General features: G+C 45.7%; 18 protein-coding genes, 2 tRNA genes, 3 rRNA genes and 1 pseudogene. All 24 read left to right on the top strand.

Going from position 1 to position 21,474, the window contains the following annotated elements; genetic code table 11:
• Positions 1 to 4 precede the first annotated feature (4 nt).
• The 24 genes and pseudogenes from tatB to ACMXYU_RS16490 all read left to right on the top strand — a co-directional run bounded on the left by tatB (position 5) and on the right by ACMXYU_RS16490 (position 21,468).
• Positions 5 to 376 (top strand): Sec-independent protein translocase protein TatB, encoded by a 372-nt coding sequence (gene tatB / locus ACMXYU_RS16605; protein ID WP_415899531.1) that lies wholly within the window; start codon positions 5 to 7, stop codon positions 374 to 376.
• Entirely contained in the window at positions 373 to 1,176 is an 804-nt protein-coding gene (tatC, locus tag ACMXYU_RS16600) for a twin-arginine translocase subunit TatC (RefSeq protein ID WP_415899530.1), read from the top strand. The genes tatB and tatC overlap by 4 nt, the downstream gene beginning before the upstream one ends.
• A 616-nt stretch (positions 1,177 to 1,792) precedes the next feature.
• Positions 1,793 to 3,332 (top strand): 16S ribosomal RNA (locus ACMXYU_RS16595).
• A gap of 68 nt (positions 3,333 to 3,400) precedes the next feature.
• Positions 3,401 to 3,477 (top strand) — tRNA-Ile (locus ACMXYU_RS16590).
• A gap of 23 nt (positions 3,478 to 3,500) precedes the next feature.
• Positions 3,501 to 3,576: transfer RNA gene (locus tag ACMXYU_RS16585), tRNA-Ala, on the top strand.
• Between the two features lie 216 nt (positions 3,577 to 3,792).
• Positions 3,793 to 6,676: ribosomal RNA gene (locus tag ACMXYU_RS16580) — 23S ribosomal RNA — on the top strand.
• Between the two features lie 142 nt (positions 6,677 to 6,818).
• Positions 6,819 to 6,934, top strand: a 5S ribosomal RNA gene (rrf, locus tag ACMXYU_RS16575).
• The 16S, 23S and 5S rRNA genes sit together here with 2 tRNA genes alongside, the layout of an rRNA operon.
• Before the next feature lie 337 nt (positions 6,935 to 7,271).
• Positions 7,272 to 8,042 carry an enoyl-ACP reductase FabI gene (fabI, locus tag ACMXYU_RS16570; RefSeq protein ID WP_415899529.1) on the top strand — a complete coding sequence of 257 codons (771 nt, stop codon included), beginning with the start codon at positions 7,272 to 7,274 and terminating at the stop codon, positions 8,040 to 8,042.
• Between the two features lie 311 nt (positions 8,043 to 8,353).
• Entirely contained in the window at positions 8,354 to 9,283 is a 930-nt protein-coding gene (pilM, locus tag ACMXYU_RS16565) for a pilus assembly protein PilM (RefSeq protein ID WP_415899528.1), read from the top strand.
• On the top strand, positions 9,280 to 9,879 hold the full coding sequence (locus ACMXYU_RS16560; RefSeq protein WP_415899526.1) for a hypothetical protein: 600 nt from the start codon (positions 9,280 to 9,282) through the stop codon (positions 9,877 to 9,879). Before pilM ends, ACMXYU_RS16560 begins: the two co-directional genes overlap by 4 nt.
• Positions 9,872 to 10,552, top strand: coding sequence for a type II secretion system protein GspM (gene gspM / locus ACMXYU_RS16555; RefSeq protein WP_415899525.1), 681 nt, complete (start codon positions 9,872 to 9,874; stop codon positions 10,550 to 10,552). Before ACMXYU_RS16560 ends, gspM begins: the two co-directional genes overlap by 8 nt.
• Positions 10,545 to 10,883, top strand: coding sequence for a hypothetical protein (locus tag ACMXYU_RS16550; RefSeq protein WP_415899524.1), 339 nt, complete (start codon positions 10,545 to 10,547; stop codon positions 10,881 to 10,883). Before gspM ends, ACMXYU_RS16550 begins: the two co-directional genes overlap by 8 nt.
• Before the next feature lie 10 nt (positions 10,884 to 10,893).
• A complete protein-coding gene (mshL, locus tag ACMXYU_RS16545; protein WP_415899523.1) occupies positions 10,894 to 12,477 on the top strand; it encodes a pilus (MSHA type) biogenesis protein MshL in 1,584 nt (527 codons plus the stop codon).
• Between the two features lie 12 nt (positions 12,478 to 12,489).
• On the top strand, positions 12,490 to 13,392 hold the full coding sequence (locus ACMXYU_RS16540; protein ID WP_415899522.1) for an ExeA family protein: 903 nt from the start codon (positions 12,490 to 12,492) through the stop codon (positions 13,390 to 13,392).
• A complete protein-coding gene (locus tag ACMXYU_RS16535) occupies positions 13,389 to 14,822 on the top strand; it encodes a tetratricopeptide repeat protein (protein WP_415899521.1) in 1,434 nt (477 codons plus the stop codon). Before ACMXYU_RS16540 ends, ACMXYU_RS16535 begins: the two co-directional genes overlap by 4 nt.
• 14 nt (positions 14,823 to 14,836) lie before the next feature.
• Positions 14,837 to 16,612 (top strand): GspE/PulE family protein, encoded by a 1,776-nt coding sequence (locus ACMXYU_RS16530; protein ID WP_415899520.1) that lies wholly within the window; start codon positions 14,837 to 14,839, stop codon positions 16,610 to 16,612.
• Between the two features lie 17 nt (positions 16,613 to 16,629).
• Positions 16,630 to 17,856, top strand: a complete 1,227-nt coding sequence (locus ACMXYU_RS16525) for a type II secretion system F family protein (protein ID WP_415899519.1) — start codon at positions 16,630 to 16,632, stop codon at positions 17,854 to 17,856.
• Positions 17,857 to 17,868: 12 nt separating this feature from the next.
• A pseudogene (locus ACMXYU_RS16520) lies at positions 17,869 to 17,922 on the top strand (hypothetical protein); the annotation flags it as partial.
• A 15-nt stretch (positions 17,923 to 17,937) separates the two neighbouring features.
• Positions 17,938 to 18,378 (top strand): hypothetical protein, encoded by a 441-nt coding sequence (locus tag ACMXYU_RS16515; RefSeq protein WP_415901145.1) that lies wholly within the window; start codon positions 17,938 to 17,940, stop codon positions 18,376 to 18,378.
• Positions 18,379 to 18,448: 70 nt separating this feature from the next.
• Positions 18,449 to 18,961, top strand: coding sequence for a type II secretion system protein (locus tag ACMXYU_RS16510; RefSeq protein WP_415899518.1), 513 nt, complete (start codon positions 18,449 to 18,451; stop codon positions 18,959 to 18,961).
• Between the two features lie 13 nt (positions 18,962 to 18,974).
• Positions 18,975 to 19,589, top strand: coding sequence for a prepilin-type N-terminal cleavage/methylation domain-containing protein (locus tag ACMXYU_RS16505; RefSeq protein WP_415899517.1), 615 nt, complete (start codon positions 18,975 to 18,977; stop codon positions 19,587 to 19,589).
• The gene (locus tag ACMXYU_RS16500; RefSeq protein WP_415899516.1) at positions 19,570 to 20,130 is read left to right on the top strand and encodes a prepilin-type N-terminal cleavage/methylation domain-containing protein; all 561 of its coding nucleotides are present in this window, start codon (positions 19,570 to 19,572) and stop codon (positions 20,128 to 20,130) included. Before ACMXYU_RS16505 ends, ACMXYU_RS16500 begins: the two co-directional genes overlap by 20 nt.
• On the top strand, positions 20,130 to 21,014 hold the full coding sequence (locus ACMXYU_RS16495) for a type II secretion system protein J (RefSeq protein ID WP_415899515.1): 885 nt from the start codon (positions 20,130 to 20,132) through the stop codon (positions 21,012 to 21,014). Before ACMXYU_RS16500 ends, ACMXYU_RS16495 begins: the two co-directional genes overlap by 1 nt.
• Positions 21,004 to 21,468 carry a hypothetical protein gene (locus ACMXYU_RS16490; protein ID WP_415899514.1) on the top strand — a complete coding sequence of 155 codons (465 nt, stop codon included), beginning with the start codon at positions 21,004 to 21,006 and terminating at the stop codon, positions 21,466 to 21,468. Before ACMXYU_RS16495 ends, ACMXYU_RS16490 begins: the two co-directional genes overlap by 11 nt.
• The last annotated feature ends 6 nt before the right edge of the window (positions 21,469 to 21,474 follow it).

Here is a 21,474-nt window from a genome sequence, read left to right as displayed (position 1 = left end):
AACTATGTTTGATATCGGTTTTACCGAGCTGCTCATTGTTGCAGTGGTTGCATTGGTTGTTCTTGGACCAGATAAATTGCCTACTGCTGTAAGGACCGTCGGAATGTGGATGGGGCGTATAAAGCGTACTGTCTCATCTATACAGACGGAAATTAGCGAAGAGCTAAGAGTAGAAGAGTTAAAACGTACAACGGCTATTCAGAAACACGAGTTAGAAAAAGAACTTAATGAGATGCGTCAGCCGTTCAACGATGCATTAAAAGAAGAAGTTCCAGTTAGCTCTAAGATTGTTCCGCCAGAAGCAACAGAAGAAAAGCCTCAATCTGCGAATGAGCCTAGCAAGGCTGATGACAATAGCAGTACAGGAAAAGCATGAGCAATCCGCAGCCTGAACACGATCAGGAACAGCCATTAATTAGCCATCTGGTTGAGTTACGCCAGAGGCTAATGTTTATCCTACTTATTATTTTGGGTTTCTTTCTTGGCTTATTTTATTTTGCCAATGATCTGTATACCTATCTTTCATCGCCATTAACTGCATTGTTGCCATCGGGCACAAGCATGATTGCGACAGATGTAACTTCTCCATTCTTTGCGCCCTTTAAGCTAACGCTTTTCGCCGCAATCTTTTTGGCGATGCCATTTGTATTGCACCAAATATGGGGCTTTATCGCGCCAGGCCTATATAAGCATGAAAAGCGCTTTGCGATACCATTGTTAATATCGAGTATCTTTCTATTTTATGCCGGTATCGCATTTGCCTACTTTGTTGTGTTTCCGCTTATCTTTGGTTTCTTTACCAGCGTTGGGCCAGAAAATGTTGCGGTAATGACGGATATCAGCAGCTACCTGAATTTCGTACTAAAGCTTTTCTTTGCATTTGGTATCGTTTTTGAAATACCGATTGCTACTCTGCTACTGATTTGGTCTGGTGCTGCAACTGTTGCTGGTCTGAGACAAAAGCGTGCATATGTAATCGTTGGTTGTTTCGTCTTAGGGATGTTGTTAACGCCGCCAGATGTGATTTCACAAAGCTTGTTGGCTGTGCCAATGTGGCTGCTGTTTGAAACGGGCATCATCTTAGGTGTGATCTTTGTAAGAAAGAATACTGATGATGAAGAACTGTCTGATGAATTCGCTGCTGCAGAAGAAGAGCAAGAAGAAAATAGTAAATAGTAAATAGTAGTTGAGAGCTAGATAGTTATTATAAAAACGGTGTTTATTGAGAGGTAAGCACCGTTTTTTTATGTCCGTAGAGTATTTAGCGATCAACGCTGTATAACTAATAAACAATATTGAATATTTATTCACTTTTTGCGCTTTTTTTAAGATTGGGTGTTGACCCTTTTTCAGATGTCTGTAGAATTCGCCGTCCTTGCTTAGGGAGGCCGCTTTTAAAGGGGCTGCAGAGCTGAGTGAGGTGCTTAGTAAGTGATTGAAAACATTGGTTTTTAAGATTTCTTACGGAGCAGGATTCAAAGTCCGGTTGCTGAGTAAAAGCTTTTTACAAAATTGCAAAATAAACGGTTGACTTTGAATGAGCGCACAGTAGAATATGCGCCTCGCTTGAGACGAAACGCTGAGTCAGCGGAGAGTCAAAAAAGCAACGCTCTTTAACAATTTGATCAGATAATTCGTGTGGGCGCTTGTTGAGAAGAAGCAAACTTTTTCTAGACAAGCAACCAAGTGAATTCATTTAAAGCGATTTACAAAGGTTTAACGTTCTTAAGAATGTTATCCGGTTGTTTAGTACTAGAGCCCGTTACCACATTCCTGGTAACACAAATGATTTAAACTGAAGAGTTTGATCATGGCTCAGATTGAACGCTGGCGGCAGGCCTAACACATGCAAGTCGAACGGTAACATGACTAGCTTGCTAGTTGATGACGAGTGGCGGACGGGTGAGTAACGCGTAGGAATCTACCCAGTAGCGGGGGATAAGCCAGAGAAATTTGGTCTAATACCGCATACGCCCTACGGGGGAAAGCAGGGGATCTTCGGACCTTGCACTATTGGATGAGCCTGCGTGAGATTAGCTAGTTGGTGAGGTAATGGCTCACCAAGGCGACGATCTCTAGCTGGTCTGAGAGGATGATCAGCCACACTGGAACTGAGACACGGTCCAGACTCCTACGGGAGGCAGCAGTGGGGAATATTGCACAATGGGCGCAAGCCTGATGCAGCCATGCCGCGTGTGTGAAGAAGGCCCTAGGGTTGTAAAGCACTTTCAGCAGTGAGGAAAGGTTAGTAGTTAATACCTGCTAGCTGTGACGTTAACTGCAGAAGAAGCACCGGCTAACTCCGTGCCAGCAGCCGCGGTAATACGGAGGGTGCGAGCGTTAATCGGAATTACTGGGCGTAAAGCGCGCGTAGGTGGATTGGTCAGTCAGATGTGAAAGCCCAGGGCTCAACCTTGGAACTGCACCTGATACTGCCAATCTAGAGTACGGTAGAGGGTAGTGGAATTTCCTGTGTAGCGGTGAAATGCGTAGATATAGGAAGGAACACCAGTGGCGAAGGCGACTACCTGGACCGATACTGACACTGAGGTGCGAAAGCGTGGGGAGCAAACAGGATTAGATACCCTGGTAGTCCACGCCGTAAACGATGTCTACTAGCCGTTGGGAGACTTGATCTTTTAGTGGCGCAGCTAACGCGATAAGTAGACCGCCTGGGGAGTACGGCCGCAAGGTTAAAACTCAAATGAATTGACGGGGGCCCGCACAAGCGGTGGAGCATGTGGTTTAATTCGACGCAACGCGAAGAACCTTACCAACTCTTGACATCCAGAGAAGTTACTAGAGATAGTTTCGTGCCTTCGGGAACTCTGAGACAGGTGCTGCATGGCTGTCGTCAGCTCGTGTTGTGAAATGTTGGGTTAAGTCCCGTAACGAGCGCAACCCTTGTCCTTATTTGCCAGCACTTCGGGTGGGAACTCTAAGGAGACTGCCGGTGACAAACCGGAGGAAGGTGGGGACGACGTCAAGTCATCATGGCCCTTACGAGTTGGGCTACACACGTGCTACAATGGCCGGTACAGAGGGCCGCGAACCTGCGAGGGTAAGCTAATCTCAGAAAACCGGTCGTAGTCCGGATTGGAGTCTGCAACTCGACTCCATGAAGTCGGAATCGCTAGTAATCGCGAATCAGAATGTCGCGGTGAATACGTTCCCGGGCCTTGTACACACCGCCCGTCACACCATGGGAGTGGATTGCACCAGAAGTAGCTAGCTTAACCTTCGGGAGGGCGGTTACCACGGTGTGGTTCATGACTGGGGTGAAGTCGTAACAAGGTAGCCCTAGGGGAACCTGGGGCTGGATCACCTCCTTAAACGAAAGCCGATTCTCGGCAAGCGTTCACACGAATTATCTGATCAGAGAAGTTAAGAGCAACGGTGTAGGCTTGTAGCTCAGCTGGTTAGAGCGCACCCCTGATAAGGGTGAGGTCGGTGGTTCAAGTCCACTCAGGCCTACCAATAATAGCCTTACTGTTTTCTTTGGGGCTATAGCTCAGCTGGGAGAGCGCCTGCTTTGCACGCAGGAGGTCTGCGGTTCGATCCCGCATAGCTCCACCATCATCCTAAGGATGAGAAGGAAGAGTTTTAAAACATATTGTCGGTTAAGACATTATCTTTTAAAGCTTTTTTGCTTTAAACGCTCTTTAACAATTTGGATTTGATTCATTTGATTTAGATTTAAGACATGTAGTTTTACTGCATGCGCCAATTCGGCGAAATCTATCGTTACTAGCAATACAAGTTACTGTGATTCCAGACGCCTTCGGGTTATATGGTCAAGTGACTAAGCGTGCACGGTGGATGCCTTGGCAGTCAGAGGCGATGAAGGACGTTGTAACCTGCGATAAGGTTCGGGGAGGTGGTAAACAACCTTTGATCCGGACATTTCCGAATGGGGAAACCCACCTATTTATAGGTATCTTTTAACTGAATACATAGGTTATTAGAGGCGAACCTGGGGAACTGAAACATCTAAGTACCCAGAGGAAAAGAAATCAACCGAGATTCCCTAAGTAGCGGCGAGCGAACGGGGACCAGCCCTTAAGCTTTATTAGATTTAACAGAACACTCTGGAAAGTGTGGCCATAGTGGGTGATAGCCCCGTATGTGAAAGGTCTTTTAAAGTGAAATCGAGTAGGACGGCACACGTGAAACGCTGTCTGAATATGGGGGGACCATCCTCCAAGGCTAAATACTCCTGACTGACCGATAGTGAACCAGTACCGTGAGGGAAAGGCGAAAAGAACCCCTGTGAGGGGAGTGAAATAGACCCTGAAACCGTGTACGTACAAGCAGTGGGAGCCGTTTTCGGACGGTGACTGCGTACCTTTTGTATAATGGGTCAGCGACTTACTTTTAGTGGCAAGGTTAAGCATTTGCGGAGCCGTAGGGAAACCGAGTCTTAATAGGGCGTCCAGTCGCTAGGAGTAGACCCGAAACCGAGTGATCTATCCATGGGCAGGTTGAAGATGCAGTAACATGCATTGGAGGACCGAACCGACTGTCGTTGAAAAGCCAGCGGATGACTTGTGGATAGGAGTGAAAGGCTAATCAAACTCGGAGATAGCTGGTTCTCCTCGAAAACTATTTAGGTAGTGCCTCGTGTCTAACCATGGGGGGTAGAGCACTGTTTCGGCTAGGGGGTCATCCCGACTTACCAACCCGATGCAAACTCCGAATACCCATGAGTTCAATCACGGGAGACACACGGCGGGTGCTAACGTCCGTCGTGGAAAGGGAAACAACCCAGACCGTCAGCTAAGGTCCCAAAGTTTATGCTAAGTGGGAAACGATGTGGGAAGGCTTAGACAGCTAGGAGGTTGGCTTAGAAGCAGCCACCCTTTAAAGAAAGCGTAATAGCTCACTAGTCGAGTCGGCCCGCGCGGAAGATATAACGGGGCTAAGCATAACACCGAAGCTACGGATGCACTTTGTGCATGGTAGAGGAGCGTTCTGTAAGCTGTTGAAGCGGAAGCTGTAAGGCACCGTGGAGGTATCAGAAGTGCGAATGCTGACATGAGTAACGATAAGGGAGGTGAAAACCCTCCCCGCCGGAAGACCAAGGGTTCCTATCCAACGCTATTCGAGGTAGGGTGAGTCGGCCCCTAAGGAGAGGCTGAAGAGCGTATCCGATGGGAAACAGGTTAATATTCCTGTACTGCTCATAACTGCGATGGGGGGACGGAGAAGGCTAGGCTAGCGCGGCGTTGGTTGTCCGCGTTTAAGGTAGTAGGTTGAGGACTTAGGCAAATCCGGGTCCTTAAGACCGAGAACCGATGACGAGGTCCTTTATGGACTGAAGTAGTTGATGCCATGCTTCCAGGAAAATCCTCTAAGCTTCAGGTTATGACTAACCGTACCCTAAACCGACACAGGTGGTCAGGTAGAGAATACTAAGGCGTATGAGAAAACTCGGGTGAAGGAACTAGGCAAAATGGCACCGTAACTTCGGGAGAAGGTGCGCCGCTGACGGTGATGAGACTTGCTCTCTAAGCTGTTGGCGGTCGAAGATACCAGGTGGCTGCGACTGTTTATTAAAAACATAGCACTCTGCAAACTCGAAAGAGGACGTATAGGGTGTGACGCCTGCCCGGTGCCGGAAGGTTAATTGATGGGGTTAGCGTATGCGAAGCTCTTGATCGAAGCCCCGGTAAACGGCGGCCGTAACTATAACGGTCCTAAGGTAGCGAAATTCCTTGTCGGGTAAGTTCCGACCTGCACGAATGGCGTAACGATGGCCACACTGTCTCCACCCGAGACTCAGTGAAATTGAAATAGCTGTTAAGATGCAGTTTACCCGCGGCTAGACGGAAAGACCCCGTGAACCTTTACTACAGCTTCACAGTGGACTTTGACATTACTTGTGTAGAATAGCTGGGAGGCTTTGAAACTTGGACGCCAGTTCAGGTGGAGCCACCTTTGAAATACCAGCCTGGTAATGTTGAGGTTCTAACCCAGTTCCCTAAGCGGGATCGGGGACATTGTGTGGTGGGTAGTTTGACTGGGGCGGTCTCCTCCCAAAGAGTAACGGAGGAGCACGAAGGTACCCTCAGCATGGTCGGAAATCATGCAATGAGCGCAAGAGTAGAAGGGTGCTTGACTGCGAGACAGACACGTCGAGCAGGTACGAAAGTAGGTTCTAGTGATCCGGTGGTTCTGTATGGAAGGGCCATCGCTCAACGGATAAAAGGTACTCCGGGGATAACAGGCTGATACCGCCCAAGAGTTCACATCGACGGCGGTGTTTGGCACCTCGATGTCGGCTCATCACATCCTGGGGCTGAAGCCGGTCCCAAGGGTATGGCTGTTCGCCATTTAAAGTGGTACGCGAGCTGGGTTTAGAACGTCGTGAGACAGTTCGGTCCCTATCTGCCGTGGGCGTTTGAGATTTGAGAAGAGTTGCTCCTAGTACGAGAGGACCGGAGTGAACGAACCTCTGGTGTACCGGTTGTGATGCCAATTGCATTGCCGGGTAGCTACGTTCGGACGGGATAACCGCTGAAAGCATCTAAGCGGGAAGCCTCCTTCAAGATGAGATCTCACTGGGAACTTGATTCCCCTAAAGGGCCGTTGAAGACTACGACGTTGATAGGTTGGGTGTGGAAGCGCTGTGAGGCGTTGAGCTAACCAATACTAATTGCCCGTGAGGCTTGACCATATAACGCCCAAGGCGTTTGGTAAGTGACTTGTAAGATATGTAAGACGATAGAGAGTAACGAATTAGCGCGTAGTTAAGCTACAGTCGATAAACTATCTAGATCAAATAAAAGAAGAATCAGATCTAAGTTGTAACAGTTTTGCTTGGCGACCATAGAGTTGTGGAACCACCTGAATCCATCCCGAACTCAGACGTGAAACGCAACATCGCCGATGGTAGTGTGGGGCTTCCCCATGTGAGAGTAGGTCATCGCCAAGCATTTAATTAAGAGAAAACCCCGGTCACGCTGTGATCGGGGTTTTTTCGTTGTGGGCAATAAAATATGGTTAAGAGCAGATAGGTGCTGCTTGAAGCGGATAAAATCGGGTAAAAGCAGATAAGCGCGCACGGATGAGTTGTCTTAATTAAACCTAATACTAAACTAAACACTATCCTTCGCTATCCTTCGCTATCCTTCGCTGTCTTTCGCTGTCCTTCATTGCCTCAGATCAACATCTTATTTCTTACCGACCCCTTTACCGGTACCGTCATATATTTGTATTGTGCGTATGCGTAAAATAGGAATCAGTTTCGATTATTTATAAGGGTTTAAGGAATGTCTAACTTGTTAATGGCTGGGAAGAAAGTACTTGTTGTTGGTATCGCTAATGATAAAAGTATCGCTTATGGCTGCGCGAAGGTTTTGAAAGCCCAGGGTGCTGAGTTGGCCATTACTTATCTTAATGATAAAGCTGAGCGCTTCGTGCGCCCTTTAGCAGAGGAGCTTGAGGCGGATATATTTATGCCTCTAGATGTTTCCGTACCTGAACAGATGGATGCTGTGTTCTCCGAGATAGAGTCTAAATGGGGAGAGTTAGACGGTGTGATTCACTCTTTAGCTTTCTGTCCGTTAGAGGATCTACATGCCCCTATTTCTGAATGTTCACGTACCGGTTTCTTACAGGCTATGGACATTTCTTGCTATTCATTTATTGATATGGCAGCGCGTGCTAAAGGGCTTATGAAAAATGGTGGTTCGCTAATTAACTTCTCTTACCTCGGTAGTGCCTTGGCTACAGGTGATTACAACATTATGGGTTGTGCTAAAGCCGCTTTAGAGGCCGCAACTCGTTATTTAGCACGTGACCTTGGACCTCAGGGGGTTCGTGTGAACTCTATTTCACCAGGAACTATAGCGACGCGTGCTGCCGGAGGAATTAAAGACTTTGATGCCATGCTACAGCATAATGAAGAGATGGCTTGTGATGGTAAATTACCAACAATCGAAGAAGTAGGTAACTCTTGCCTCTACTTTATGTCACCGCTCTCTGAGGGTGTAACGGGCCAAATCCATTACGTTGACCATGGTGTTTGTATTGTAGGTTGATCTTATTCCGTCTAGCTGTGCTTACATGTGCAGCTAGACGGAGCTTCTTGTTTATGGCTTTAGTTCTATTGATGAATGAATGATCAATAAACTATGGTGTTATAAAGTAACTTTTTTCTCTCTTATATCTGATAAAACAATGCGGTAGGGCAGCTTATTCATATAGATTCTGTTAAGTTATTCCTTATATGGCCGACACGGTTACTGAATTTTTACTTAATCATTAATCTTGGGTTTTTCGATTGAAACGATCGTTTAAGCTCGGTAGATTTGTTGTAAGAGAATTAAGCGAACAGTGCAGGAGTTAACGCTTGCTTTCATTTCTTAAGAAAAAGTCTGCGGTAAACGGTTTAACTTCCCTCGTTATCAATAAGGGAGGTGTTTCTTTTGCACATGTTCGAGATGGTCATACTCAGCCAGAACTTGTCTGCTGTGAGTACAGCGCATCCACTAATCCTTTAGTTGAGCCCAAACGTTTCAGGGATTTGATAGAAGCGAATAACCTTTTGGGTTCGAAAACTTCATTAGTTTTGCCGGAATCTAGCTATCAGATCCATCTTGTAGAGCGCCCTGAAGTACCAGACGAAGAGCTTACTGAAGCTTTGCGTTGGCGTATCAAAGATTTGATTACCTTTGATGTCGAACAAGCCGTAATTGATTATATTGACCTACCAGAGGACGCCTATCGAAGCCGCAGCCGTATGGTTTATGCAATAGCTGCCGAACAGGCCAAGGTAGATCTATGGGTTGATTGGTGCAGTGAAATAGGTTTGGATATAGCTGCTGTCGATGTGCCTGAGTTAGCTTTGCTTAACTTAACGGAAGACCTTGCTGATAGTGAATCTGGTTTAGCTGTATTCAATATTGGTGAAGAGGGCAGTTCGATTAATCTTCTCTCTGATAGCGCTTTATATTTCACTCGTAATCTTAGCTATTGCCATGCATCAGCTCCTGAAAACGCATCAGCTGCTGTACTTGAACTTCAGCGCTCTCTTGATTATTACGAAAGCCAAGTAGGTAAACCACCTTGTGTGCGCTTACTTGTGATGCCCATGCAAGCGGATGAATCGCCGCTAATGAACGAATTACGATATAGCCTAGCGCTTGATATTCACTCATTAGATCTTAATAACCTTATTTCATCCGATATAGACCTTACTGAGTCTCTCCAAAATCAGGCTACTGTCGCTATTGCTGCGGCGTTACGCACTGAATTTGCTATAACTGAGGTGGTTAAGTGAAACAACGAATTAACCTCTATAACCCTCATAAATCAAAAAAGAAATTCGAACTTTTAAGCCTGCAAGGGAGCGTCACAGTTGCTATAGCAGCGATTGCGGTTGTTCTGTTATGTGGACTCGGTTTGAAGTGGTATGCATCTGAACAGGAAAGCACGTTCGCTAAACTGCAACAGGACAAAGTTAAGATCGACGAAGCAGTCGCTACAGAGCAAGCGCGCTTTAGTAATCTTCAAGTACAGCCAGAAATTTTGGCTGAACAGCAACGCTTAAAAGATGAGATTGCTGCACGGAAAGCGTTACAAAGTTTATTGCATAAAGTGCAACCAGCTCAGAGTGTTAATTTCTCGTCTTATCTCTATGCCTTGGCTGATGCTTCATTAACGGAAAGCTGGTTAAGTCAATTTGTACTTGATAATAATAACCGCAGTTTTGCTTTGGGTGGTGGTGCTGTCGATGGCCCGTCAGTTGCTTCCATGATTGAATCGATTGCTAGTACTGAAGAATTCCAAGGTATGAATGTTAATACGCTAACTGTAAACGCTGAAGGTAGTGGTGTGCGCTTTGAGGCTTTAGCGGAGTTGCGCAGTTATGAATAAACGTTGGCAGGAGTGGGACAGTAAATGGAATGAGCTAACGGCACGTGAACGTATCATGTTGCTTGTAGTTGGCTTAGTAGCTCCTTTAGCATTGACCTTTGTGTTCTTAATCGAGCCTGCAATGATCGTATTGCAAAAGGTGCCAAGTAAAATCGAAGCTATGCAAACCAGCATCGATGCTCAAGATCGAGTTTTACAGTTGCTAAAGAGTCAGGAACCTAAAGATCCTAACGTCGAGGCAAGAGCTGAGCTAAAACGTTTGCGTAGTCAGTTATCTGAAGCTAATCAGGATATTAAGCGTGCTGCTACCAACCTAGTTTCGCCTGATCAGATGCTGACTTTGTTAAGATCAGTATTAGCCAACGAACAAGGCATTGCGCTTGTGAGTGCCAAAAGCCTACCTGTTGTAGCTAAACAGTTAAATGATAAGCCAGTTGATGTTGATAAAGATACCAAGCCTATGGGTCCGCAAGCTGTAATTTTTATTCATCCATTTGAATTAGAGCTGGAAGGGACTTATCAGGGTTTATATGACTATTTGCAGAAAATAGAACAGCTGGATGGTGTGTTCTTTTGGGATGCTTTGGAATACAAAGTTGACGAGTATCCTGCTGCAAAAGTGAAGATTAAAGTTCATACCTTAAGCTCTGAAGCGGGGTGGTTAGGTGCCTAAATTAGTCATTTTGTTAATTACATTACTTGGCAGTAGTTGCATTTACGCCGAGCGCTTACCAGCTGATCCTACAAAGCCTTTGGCTACATATGTTTCAGTCGGCGATATCAAAAAGCCTGAGCAGGGGTATGTTCTCAGTTCTCTAATTGTGGGTAAGCGAATCCCTTCTGCGATTATTAATGGTCAACGTGTGCAGAAGGGTGATCTGGTTGATGGTGCCGAAGTGGTCGAAATCAACCGTACAGGAGTTAAGTTGAACACTGGAAGTGAATATCAGATGATCTCTTTAGCTGAACGAAAGGGTTTTAGCAAAGTTAAGAGTGGGAAATAGGCTAGAAATAATGATGAAACGTATTTTCAGTACTATTGCGATGGGCAGTGTTCTTGTCTTAAGTGGCTGTCAGGCTCTTCCTCCTGTTGCTGGGACGACCACTAAGCAAGTAGGTGAGTCCGCAATTGAAGCAGCGATTGAAGAGAATCTGAAAGCGGTTACTGCAGCGCCCCCTCCACCGCCTCTTGTTCCTGCGCTTTTACCTCCCCTTGAGTTACAAAACAGCCAGACTACAAATGAAGAACGTTTTGATATTACGGCGGAAGCATTGCCTGCAAAAGATTTCTTCATGGGGTTGGTACAAGGTACACCGTATAACATGATCGTTCATGAAGCGGTTGGCGGTAGCATCTCACTTGAATTAAAAAATGTAAGTGTCGCTGAAGTTATGCAAGCAGTGCAGCGTGTCTACGGTTATGAATTCGAACGTACTGGTAACCTATATCAAGTATTGCCAGCTTCCTTACAAACTGAACTGTTCCAGATTAATTACTTAGACATTCAGCGTGATGGCACATCTGATACTCAAGTGAGCGCAGGTTCAGTGAGTACTTCAGGTGAAAACTCGAGTGCAGAGGAAGTAATTGGTACTCGTATCAGTACTAAAACGTCGACAAATTTTTGGGGTAACTTAAAAAGTACCCTAGACACTATTGTTGCTGGTGAAGGACGCAAAGTAGTTGTAACCCCGCAGACAGGTGTTGTTGTAGTACGTGCACTACCAAGCGAACTTTCCACTGTACGTGAATATTTGGCACAAGCTGAACTTATCCTGCATCGTCAGGTAGTGATTGAAGCAAAAATTTTAGAAGTAACGCTGAATAATGGTTTCCAGGCAGGTGTTAACTGGTCTGTATTAGGCAAGCCGGGTCAAGGTAATACTGCTCTATTTAGTCAGTCTTCAGTTGATCTGAATAATGATGATGGTATTGGTGGTATCTTCAAAGCTGATCTTAGTATTGGTGATTTCACAGCGGTAATTGAACTGTTAGGCAGTCAGGGTGATGTGCAGGTGTTGTCTAGCCCACGCGTATCTACCGTGAATAATCAGAAAGCTGTAATAAAAGTGGGTACAGATGAGTTCTTTGTTACTGAAGTTGAAAACACCACAACGACAGGTACGAGCACCACTTCGTCACCGAGTATTGAGCTGACACCTTTCTTCTCGGGTATTGCGTTGGATGTCACACCACAGATCAGCGCCAGTGGCGATATCGTTTTACATATTCACCCAACCGTTTCTGAAGTGGTAGATCAGCAGAAACAGATCAGTGTAGGTACTGATGATTTCAATATTCCGTTGGCACTAAGCTCTATTCGAGAGTCGGACAGTATTGTTCGTGCAGAGAGTGGTCAAGTGATCGTAATTGGCGGTTTGATGAAGTCTACAGATAGTGATCTACGTGCTAAAACTCCAGGTTTAGGAGATCTTCCGGGTGTGGGTAACTTGTTTAAGCAAAAGCGCCAAGCGGGTAGTAAAACTGAACTTGTGATTATGTTGCGGCCTGTATTAGCTAACCACGATAATCTGCAGAATGAGCTAAAGCGCAGTTTGCGATCTTTCCAGAGTCTGCAATCTACACCAGCAATGTGATAGGGGTGCTGGATGTACACTGAACATTTTGGTTTGAGTGAACTGCCCTTCACTTTGACACCAAACACGCATTTCTTTTTAAATATGCCAACGCATCATGAAGCGTTGAACTTAATTATGGTAGCTCTTGCCGGGGGCGATGGCTTTGTGAAAGTTGTTGGCGAAGTCGGAACTGGCAAAACCCTACTTTGTCGTAAGTTGTTGAATGCGTTGGAAGGTGACGAATATGTCACCGCTTATATTCCTAACCCCTATTTAAGCCCTGATGAGTTTCGAAAAAGTTTTGCTAAAGAGATAGGCCTTGAGGTCGCAGATTTAGAACACTTCGAGTTATTAGATGCGATTAACCACAAACTAATTGAGTTAGCACAAGCGAAACTTAAAGTTGTTTTATTGGTGGACGAAGCTCAAGCAATTCCAGAAGAGACAGTCGAAGCTCTGAGATTGCTAACCAATCTAGAAACGGAATCAGCTAAGCTATTCCAAGTTGTCCTATTCGGGCAGCCTGAATTGGATGAATTACTCAGTAAGAAGTCCTTGAGGCAACTGTTGCAGCGTATTACTTTCAGCTATCAACTCAGCCACCTAGATAATGAGGCAGTTGAACATTATATAAATCAACGTATTCAGCGGGCAGGCTTTCAAGGGATGTCGTTATTTAAACGCGACGCAGCTCGAAAAATCGCTCAAGCCTCGGGTGGTACTCCTAGGTTGATAAATATATTAAGCCATAAAGCATTAATGGCTGCTTATGGGAAAGGTGACCTTAAAGTAGATGGAGACCATGTTTTCAGGGCGATTGAGGATACCGAGGGGATTTCCATTCCAAGCAACCCACTGCCGTTAATTTGGGGAAGTATAGGCTTGCTGTTCACTGTAACAATCATCTTTGTTTATTTAGGTATCCTTAAGTGAGTCTGGTCAATGACATGCTCCGAGATTTGGAGCAGCGCAATGAGCGCCCAGTAAGTATGGATGGAAATCAGTCGAGTATTAAAGCTGCTCAAACTGTGGAGGTGGAGAAGCCCAATAGCTTACCGCGATTGATACTGTGGTTTATCGGGTTCAGTGCTTTATTAATGACTGCCTGGCTTCTTTGGCAAGATCAGTCTTCCTCGTCTGCTGTAGGAAATAAAGAGGTTCAACCAGCTCTATCTTCTAAGGGAATGACAGATCAGCCTGTAACACCTGAGGTTGCGCCAACTCCAGCTGTGCCTGTCGTTGTGGAGTCTAAAGTAGAACCTGTTGAGCCAAGTCGAACTGTTATTACTGAGATAAAGTGGGCTGGAACGGACCAAGGTGGAGATCTTGTCGTTCGTCTAGATGGCGCTGCTGATGTGCAAGTGGTTAGCCAAAATGCAAATGTGATTGTTATCGCTTTTGATGATGCGATTTTGCAGTCAGCGTTGCCTAGTATTAGTAATGGGTTGGTGAAAAGCGTCGATTTAAATACCGAATCTGATCGTGCTTTGCTGACAGTTACAACCCTAAGAGACAGTCAGTTTGCCTTCCGTGTTCAACAAGCACCAACCACGCTAATTTTGGGTGTAATTGCCAAAGAATCCAATGTTGAAGCTGTTGAGCATGTGCCTCAAGTTGTTTCTGAAAACCACTCTTTAGAAGAGGGGGTAGAAACAACTGAAAAAATAGAAGAGATTATTAAAAAGACTAACGCGATTAAGTCAGGAAAAGAGTTACAAGTTGCGCACCCAAATGATGTCATGGCTGAAAAGAGTCGACCAAGTAAACCTGTAACTAAAGTAACGGCTAAATTGTCAGATCAGCAGTCAGCTGATCGGGCGAGGCGTTTGATAAATCAAGGTAAGTTGGCTGATGCTGAAACGTTGCTGCTGAAAAGTATAGCGGAGCAGGTATCTAACTCTTTGGCTTCTAGACGTTTATTAGCGACGTTGTATCTGTCGACGGGTAATCAACAAAAAGCTGAGCGCGTATTGTCTGATAGCTTGGTGCTATTCCCATCAGATACTGCTTTACGCAAGCTGCAGGCTCGTATTTGGCTAACCTCAGATCAGCAGATTCAAGCGGTTTCCTTACTGGAAAAAGATAAGCCTGCAATGAAGCAAGATACAGAGTTCTATGAGTTATTGGCGAGTGCGTACCAACAGAGTGGTAACTATACAAAATCAGCTCAAAACTATTATCAGCTTTTGCAATTGAATAATCAGGTTCCTCGTTGGTGGGTTGGGCTAGGTTATGCGTTTGAGCAGTCACAGCGTTTCCACGATGCGCTTAATGCGTATCGAAGCGCAGCGAAGATTCCGTCGATCGACAGTAGTTTGAAACAATATGCACAACAGCGTGTTCAAGCGCTGTCTGGGCGCTAGGAGGAAGGGGCTGCATGGCTGCACCTAAAATGAAAATCCGAATTGGTGACTTGCTAGTTCAGAATGGTGTTATTACCGAACCGCAGTTGATGGAAGCTTTAGGCCGCCAAAAAGAAACGCGCCAGAAGCTGGGTAAAACGCTAGTTACCATGGGATATGTTCAGGAACAGCAGTTTCTGGAGTTTTTATCGCAGCAGCTTAATATTCCTCTGGTTGATCTAACTCATTACTCCTTTAACCAGGACGATGTTCTGCGCCTGCCGGAAACGCAGGCACGTCGATTCAGAGCTTTAGTCTTGAAAGAGGATGTTGATCATTTTTTAGTGGGTATGTCCGACCCTATGGACATATTCGCGTTTGACGAGTTGCAAAGAGCTCTGCCTAAGCCTATTGAACAGGCGGTGGTATCAGAAGCTCAGTTACTGCAATCGATGGATCTGCTTTATCGTAAAACCAGCGATATTGAAGACCTAGCTGATCAGTTAAACGAAGAGATCGCCGATGATGCTTTCGATCTTGCTGCGCTTACCGCAACTGATGAAGTAGATGTTCCGGTTGTGAAACTTCTGAAAAGTCTATTTGAAGATGCCGTGCAGGTTGGTGCTTCCGATATTCATATTGAGCCGGACGAAAGCGTATTGCGTATCCGTCAGCGTGTTGATGGCGTTTTGCATGAGCACGTAATGAAAGAGAAGCGTATCTCTTCTGCATTGGTACTCCGATTAAAGCTAATGGCGTCTCTGAATATTTCGGAGAAGCGTCTACCGCAAGATGGTCGCTTCAACATCAATGTCTCCGGTCATAGTGTTGATGTACGTATCTCGACGTTACCAATTCAGTTCGGCGAGTCGGTAGTAATGCGTCTACTTGACCAATCGGGCGGAATTATCGGTCTAGATAAAGTTGGCTTGCCTGATCATATGCTGCCGCGTTTACGTAAAATGATAAATGAGCCTCATGGCATCTTATTGGTAACTGGCCCTACAGGTAGTGGTAAGACAACCACGCTTTACGGCGCATTGAATGAACTAAACAGCCATCAGAAAAAGATCATTACCGTAGAAGATCCGGTCGAGTACCGCTTGCCACGTATTAATCAGGTGCAGGTGCAGCCGAATATAGGTTTGGATTTCTCCACTGTATTGCGTGCAACCTTGCGTCAGGACCCTGATATTCTTCTGGTAGGTGAGATTCGAGATAAAGAGACCGCAGAGATTGCATTGCGAGCTGCGATGACAGGTCACTTTGTACTGTCGACCCTACACACCAATGATGCGGTATCCAGTGCCATGCGTTTGACTGATATTGGTATTGAGGGCTACCTAGCAGCGTCTGCGTTAAATGGCATCCTAGCGCAGCGCCTAGTACGAAAAATCTGTGAAAACTGTAGTCAGCACTACAATCCAACTGGTCAGGAACAGCTTTGGCTAAACGAGCGTCAAGAAGAGTTAGGCTTAGATGATATTGAATTGAAAAAGGGCCGTGGTTGTACCTACTGTAATAATACCGGTTACAAAGGCCGAACAGGTATTTTTGAGCTTTTAGAGATCAATGATGCCATGGCGGATGCATTACGACGTGACGACAGTGCTGCTTTCACCATAGCGGCAAAAACTGATCCTCACTATAAACCGCTCGTATATAGTGCATTAGATTTGGCTATAGCGGGTGTTACTTCCCTAGAGGAAGTGTTCCGTGTGACAGAGCAGTTGGATGAATCAATGTATCTTGATGCTCCATCTGCAGAAGAAGCATCTGCACAACCTAGTTCCGGTTTTGAACTGGAATAAGCGAGCGAGATAAACCTATGGCGATCTATAGTTATCGAGGACGAAACCGTGAAGGGGTTGAAGTGAATGGCCAGCTTGAAGCGGGTACATCGGCTTTGGCTGCATCTCAGTTAAGTGCCGATGGCATTATCCCAATAACGATTCAAGTCGCTGAAAAGGTTGCTGAGAAAAAGGGCAGCAAAGATATTCAGATCAAACTGTTCCAGAAGATCTCTTTGGATGAATTGATCATGTTTAGTCGGCAGATGTATAGCTTAACCAAAGCTGGTGTACCAATTACCCGAGCAATGCGTGGTTTGGCTAATACAGTAACGAACCCATTGCTAACAGAAACCCTTTCGCAGTTAGCTGATGATCTTGAAAAGGGCCATGCGCTGTCTTCTGCCTTAGCCAAACACCCTAAGGTCTTTAACGAACTGTATATCAGCATGATCCATGTAGGTGAAAATACCGGTCAGTTGGATGATGCATTTAGGCAGATGGCTGCTTACCTCGAGTTAGAAAGGCAGACAGTTAAAAATATTAAACAAGCGACTCGTTATCCTTTGTTTGTCTTGATTGCTATCACAGCGGCTGTTGCCATTATCAATATCTTTGTTATTCCTGCTTTTAAATCTGTATTCGAAAGCTTCGGTGGTGAAATTCCTTGGCAGACTCAAGCGTTGATTACGCTTTCTGATTTTACGGTGGATTGGTGGTATGCCATTCTGATCGGCATCGTTTTGAGTGTATTTACCTTCTACCGGTGGAAGAAAACTGAAAAAGGCCACATGACTTGGGATCGAAGAAAACTGAAGTTTCCCATTGTTGGGCCGATATTCTACAGAGTCATACTAGGGAGATTTTCTCGTACCTTTAGTATCGTATTGAAAGCAGGTGTGCCTATTGAACAAGGCTTGTCGATCGTTGCTAACGCTGTTGGTAATCGCCATATAGGCAAAAAAGTGGCTGGTATGCGTTTAGGTATTGAGCGAGGGGAATCTTTTACCCAAACCGCTCATCAGACCGAGATGTTCAGCCCTCTAGTGATGCAGATGTTGGCGGTTGGTGAAGAGACCGGTCGAGTAGACCAGATGCTTGAAGAGGCTGCTGGGTTTTACGAACAGGAAGTAGAGTACGATCTTAAGAACTTAACCAGCGCTATTGAGCCTATTTTGATTATTGCTATAGGGGCAATGGTGCTGGTGTTGGCCTTAGGTGTGTTCCTGCCATTGTGGGAGTTAAGCACGACCATTAATGGTTAGGGAGGATAAAAATTGCAACGGAGATGTAGTGGTTTTTCGTTATTGGAACTAACCATTTCAATTTTTATCATAACAGTGCTGATGGCATTTGCACTGCAACGATTGGAATTACTGATCGAAGATGTAGAGCGAGTATCTTTTGAAGGTAGTCGAGATAATATCCAGGCGCAGATAACGCTCAAAGTAGCTTATTGGTTTGCTGAGCAACAGGCTGTTTCTCCAGAGAAGATAGCTAACCAAAATCCTGTGGATTTGATACAACATAAACCATCAAATTATGCAGGCGAGCTTTCGTTTAGTGAATTGCAACATGCTGCTGGAGAACATTGGTACTTTGTGACTGATAAACGTTGGTTGGTTTACAAGGCTAAGCGGATAGACAATTTAGACAACGAATTTATGCAGGCTGATTTGATCCCTTTTAAGATCGAGTTGGGTCTTCAGAATAGTAGAGCGGCTGAAGGTCTAGCAATAGAAGCGAAGCTAAAGCCGTTATATAAATTTTATTGGCAAGCAGATTAGCTATACAAAGGTGAGCTAATTTGTTAGAAATCAAATAATTGCAAACTTAAACCCAAGGGCAAAGAGTTCCATGAAAAAGCAAGCAGGTTTTACAATCATTGAATTAGTTGTAGTAATTGCTCTACTAGGTATTTTGGCTGCGGTAGCTCTACCGCGTTTTATTAATGTTACTGATGATGCTCACAATGCTGCGGTTAAAGGCGCTGCGGGAGGTTTTGCTGCCGGTGTCGCTCTGGCTAAAGCGAAAGCCGTGGTAGAAAATGCTGCATCAGGAGCTAATGTATCTCTTGATGGCGATGCTGCAGTTGCTGTAAATGGATTTGGTTATCCAACGGGAGCTTCAGGAGCGGGCGCCACAATTAATAGCGCAACAGAGTGTATTGGCGTTTGGGATAATGTTTTGCAGGGTAGCCGACCTGCAGCATCAACTGCTACCGCTAATGGTGTGGATTATGTGGCTGCAGCGGTAGATACTGAAACTTGTACATTCACTTACCGTGTGAATGCGCCTTCAGGTGCTAGCCGATTGATTACTTACGAAGCAGATTCGGGTAATGTGTCAGTTGCTGGTGCAGACGAGTAATTAGTTATTCTCTATGAGCAGTAACGGTCCTGATCTATATAGGCAATGCTGCTCTAAATCTCGCCAGCGTGGCTTTACGCTGGTCGAGATTATCGTTGTAATCATCCTGCTGGGTATTCTCTCAGCTGTAGCTATCCCTCGAATTGGTAATGTTGCTCGCTACGATGAGCTTGCGCTTCGCAGTGCCATTATGGGGTCGTTACGTTTAGCGCAAAAGGCTGCTTTAGCGCAGCATGCATCTTCCGTTTATTGGGTGTTAGAGCGCTCGTCTGATACACAATGGCAGATCGCTTTGTTGATAGACGCTGACACTTCAGATGCAACGCCGCCTACAAGCATTACACCTCCTCAGCTCAATGCTGAGATCACAGCAGATACGGTTTTATCCTACACTGCGTCCCTCGTATCGGGCACTGAGTCAGGTAGTTTATCTTCGGGGCAAAACCTAGTGGTGATGTATAACCAACTGGGCGATATGATCCGCGTTGATAACAATGTGGTTTTGAGTTCGGCTGCGAGTTTTCCTGATGACAGTCAAGAGGTTGATAGCAGTCTGCAATTTACCGATGACAATGGCGATTACTGCCTTTCACTGACTGGGTATACTTATGAAACGACCTGTCGCTGAACGAGGCTTCTCGCTAGTTGAAGTAGTCATCACCATTGTGATTATTGCTATCGCTCTCACAGCAGCGATAGCAGGTTGGGGCACCATTGCCCGCCATAGTGCTGATGTCATGTGGCAAACCAAAGTATCCTATCTTGGACAGGCTTACCTCGAAGAGATTTTGTCGCGCCGATACGATGAACTGACCCCTTTAGGCGGCAGCCCACCTTGTGACCCTTGTACACCCGAAGCACAATTTGGCGTGAATGCTAGTGCGCCGATTACCAGTAAAGATGGTGAATCTCGGGAAGAGTTTGATGATGTCGATGACTATCATGGCTTAACAGAGAGCGCGGTTGGTTTATTCAATGCGCTTGTGACGCCGGGTGGTATTCAATCTTACCAAGGTTATGAGGTCTCTGTTCAGGTGACTTATGTCGGAAGCACCTATTTCTCTGGTTCTGACTCTGAGTTAGTCAAACAAGTTATCGTTACCGTTACGCCTCCAGCAAATACGGGGCAGAGCCCCGTGGTATTCAGTGCTTTGCGGGGTAACTACTGATGCGTCGTCAAAGCGGCTTTACACTGGTTGAATTAATTGTCGTTATTACGTTGTTGGGGATTATCTCTCTAGTAACCGTAGGCTTTATTACTTCAACCATGCAAGGCTATGCGGATCTGACAAGGCGTGATCAACTTTCATCTGCGGCACGTGTGGCTGTTGAGCGTATGACGCGTGAGATCAGAAACGCCCTGCCTAATAGTATCCGTGTTGGTGATTCAGGAAATTGCTTAGAGTTTATACCTGCCTTAGCGGCCTCTCGCTATATTTCTGTGCCGCTAACGGTTGTTTCGGCATCGTCAGCATTTAGTTCCGTGCCTTTTGCTACATCACCTGATCTTGGTCGTGTGGCTGTATACCCGATTGATACCAATACAGTGGATGAACCTGCTAGACCTGCAGGACAAAATCCAATCTACGATTTGGATAGCTGGTCGATTATCTCACCTATGATCAGTGCCAGTAGTGCTTTGGCGTCAGGGTCAGGCACTGTGGATGTTTTATTAGACGCTACCCATCGTTTCCCCGCAGATTCACCTTCAAAACGTTACTTTATTGTTGATGAGCCGGTTAGCTTTTGTGTTGTTGGGAGTGATCTCTATCGTTTTCAGGGGGTAAGCGGCAGTGCTTACACTTATGCGATTACCCAGCCTACGGGCGCTACTTTATTTGCGAATCTATCAGAGCCACAGGAAGCGTTGTTAGCCAGTGATGTCGTAAGCCCTGCGGATAACGATGCCTTTACCTACAGTGAAGCGACATTACTTCGAAATGGTATTGTCCTGTTTGATCTGTTTGTAGAGGATCAGGTACTAACCAGCAGGGATACAACGCGAGAAAGTATCCGAGTTCAATTTGAGGTGCAGGTGAGAAATGTCCCATAAGTTACCTGTAGTCGCACTGAGATCTAAACAGCGGGGGCTGGGCCTTATCTCGGCTATCTTTGTGATCACCGTATTAGCGGTCATCATTGCCGGTATGAGCCGTTTCTTTGCACTTAGCCAAGATGTGACCGCTCAAGAGTTTCTTGGCGCTAGGGCGATTACAGCAGCGCAAACTGGGATAGAGCTAGAGTTAACCTGTTTAGGCAATGGTGCGTCTGGCTGTGTTGCTTCGGCTGCAGTTGGAAGCCCGCCTGCACAAGTTGATTATTGGCCAGGGCCAGCCGCTAGCGACACCTTTAATATCAGCGGTCTTCAAGGGTGCCGATCGGAAGTGTTTTATCGGACAGTGACATCGCCAGAAGGTGATTTCTGGACAATCGAGAGTACGGGCTACTGTGGTGGTAGTGGCTTGGATGGAGCTTCGAGGAAGGTAATCATCAGAGCTGCCCAGTAAAGAGCA

Source organism: Neptuniibacter sp. QD48_11 (genome assembly GCF_047778095.1).
Lineage (GTDB): Bacteria > Pseudomonadota > Gammaproteobacteria > Pseudomonadales > Balneatricaceae > Neptuniibacter.
The sequence above is the reverse complement of the archived record's forward strand: the minus strand, read 5'-3'. Positions and strand labels throughout refer to the sequence as shown.

Bases quoted from the DNA above. Each gene is read 5' to 3' on its own strand.
- tatB (WP_415899531.1), top strand. From the start codon at position 5: ATGTTTGATATCGGTTTTACCGAGCTGCTCATTGTTGCAGTGGTTGCA.
- tatC (WP_415899530.1), top strand. From the start codon at position 373: ATGAGCAATCCGCAGCCTGAACACGATCAGGAACAGCCATTAATTAGC.
- fabI (WP_415899529.1), top strand. From the start codon at position 7,272: ATGTCTAACTTGTTAATGGCTGGGAAGAAAGTACTTGTTGTTGGTATC.
- gspM (WP_415899525.1), top strand. From the start codon at position 9,872: ATGAATAAACGTTGGCAGGAGTGGGACAGTAAATGGAATGAGCTAACG.
- mshL (WP_415899523.1), top strand. From the start codon at position 10,894: ATGATGAAACGTATTTTCAGTACTATTGCGATGGGCAGTGTTCTTGTC.
- ACMXYU_RS16540 (WP_415899522.1), top strand. From the start codon at position 12,490: ATGTACACTGAACATTTTGGTTTGAGTGAACTGCCCTTCACTTTGACA.
- ACMXYU_RS16530 (WP_415899520.1), top strand. From the start codon at position 14,837: ATGGCTGCACCTAAAATGAAAATCCGAATTGGTGACTTGCTAGTTCAG.
- ACMXYU_RS16525 (WP_415899519.1), top strand. From the start codon at position 16,630: ATGGCGATCTATAGTTATCGAGGACGAAACCGTGAAGGGGTTGAAGTG.
- ACMXYU_RS16515 (WP_415901145.1), top strand. From the start codon at position 17,938: ATGGCATTTGCACTGCAACGATTGGAATTACTGATCGAAGATGTAGAG.
- ACMXYU_RS16510 (WP_415899518.1), top strand. From the start codon at position 18,449: ATGAAAAAGCAAGCAGGTTTTACAATCATTGAATTAGTTGTAGTAATT.
- ACMXYU_RS16505 (WP_415899517.1), top strand. From the start codon at position 18,975: ATGAGCAGTAACGGTCCTGATCTATATAGGCAATGCTGCTCTAAATCT.
- ACMXYU_RS16500 (WP_415899516.1), top strand. From the start codon at position 19,570: ATGAAACGACCTGTCGCTGAACGAGGCTTCTCGCTAGTTGAAGTAGTC.
- ACMXYU_RS16495 (WP_415899515.1), top strand. From the start codon at position 20,130: ATGCGTCGTCAAAGCGGCTTTACACTGGTTGAATTAATTGTCGTTATT.
- ACMXYU_RS16490 (WP_415899514.1), top strand. From the start codon at position 21,004: ATGTCCCATAAGTTACCTGTAGTCGCACTGAGATCTAAACAGCGGGGG.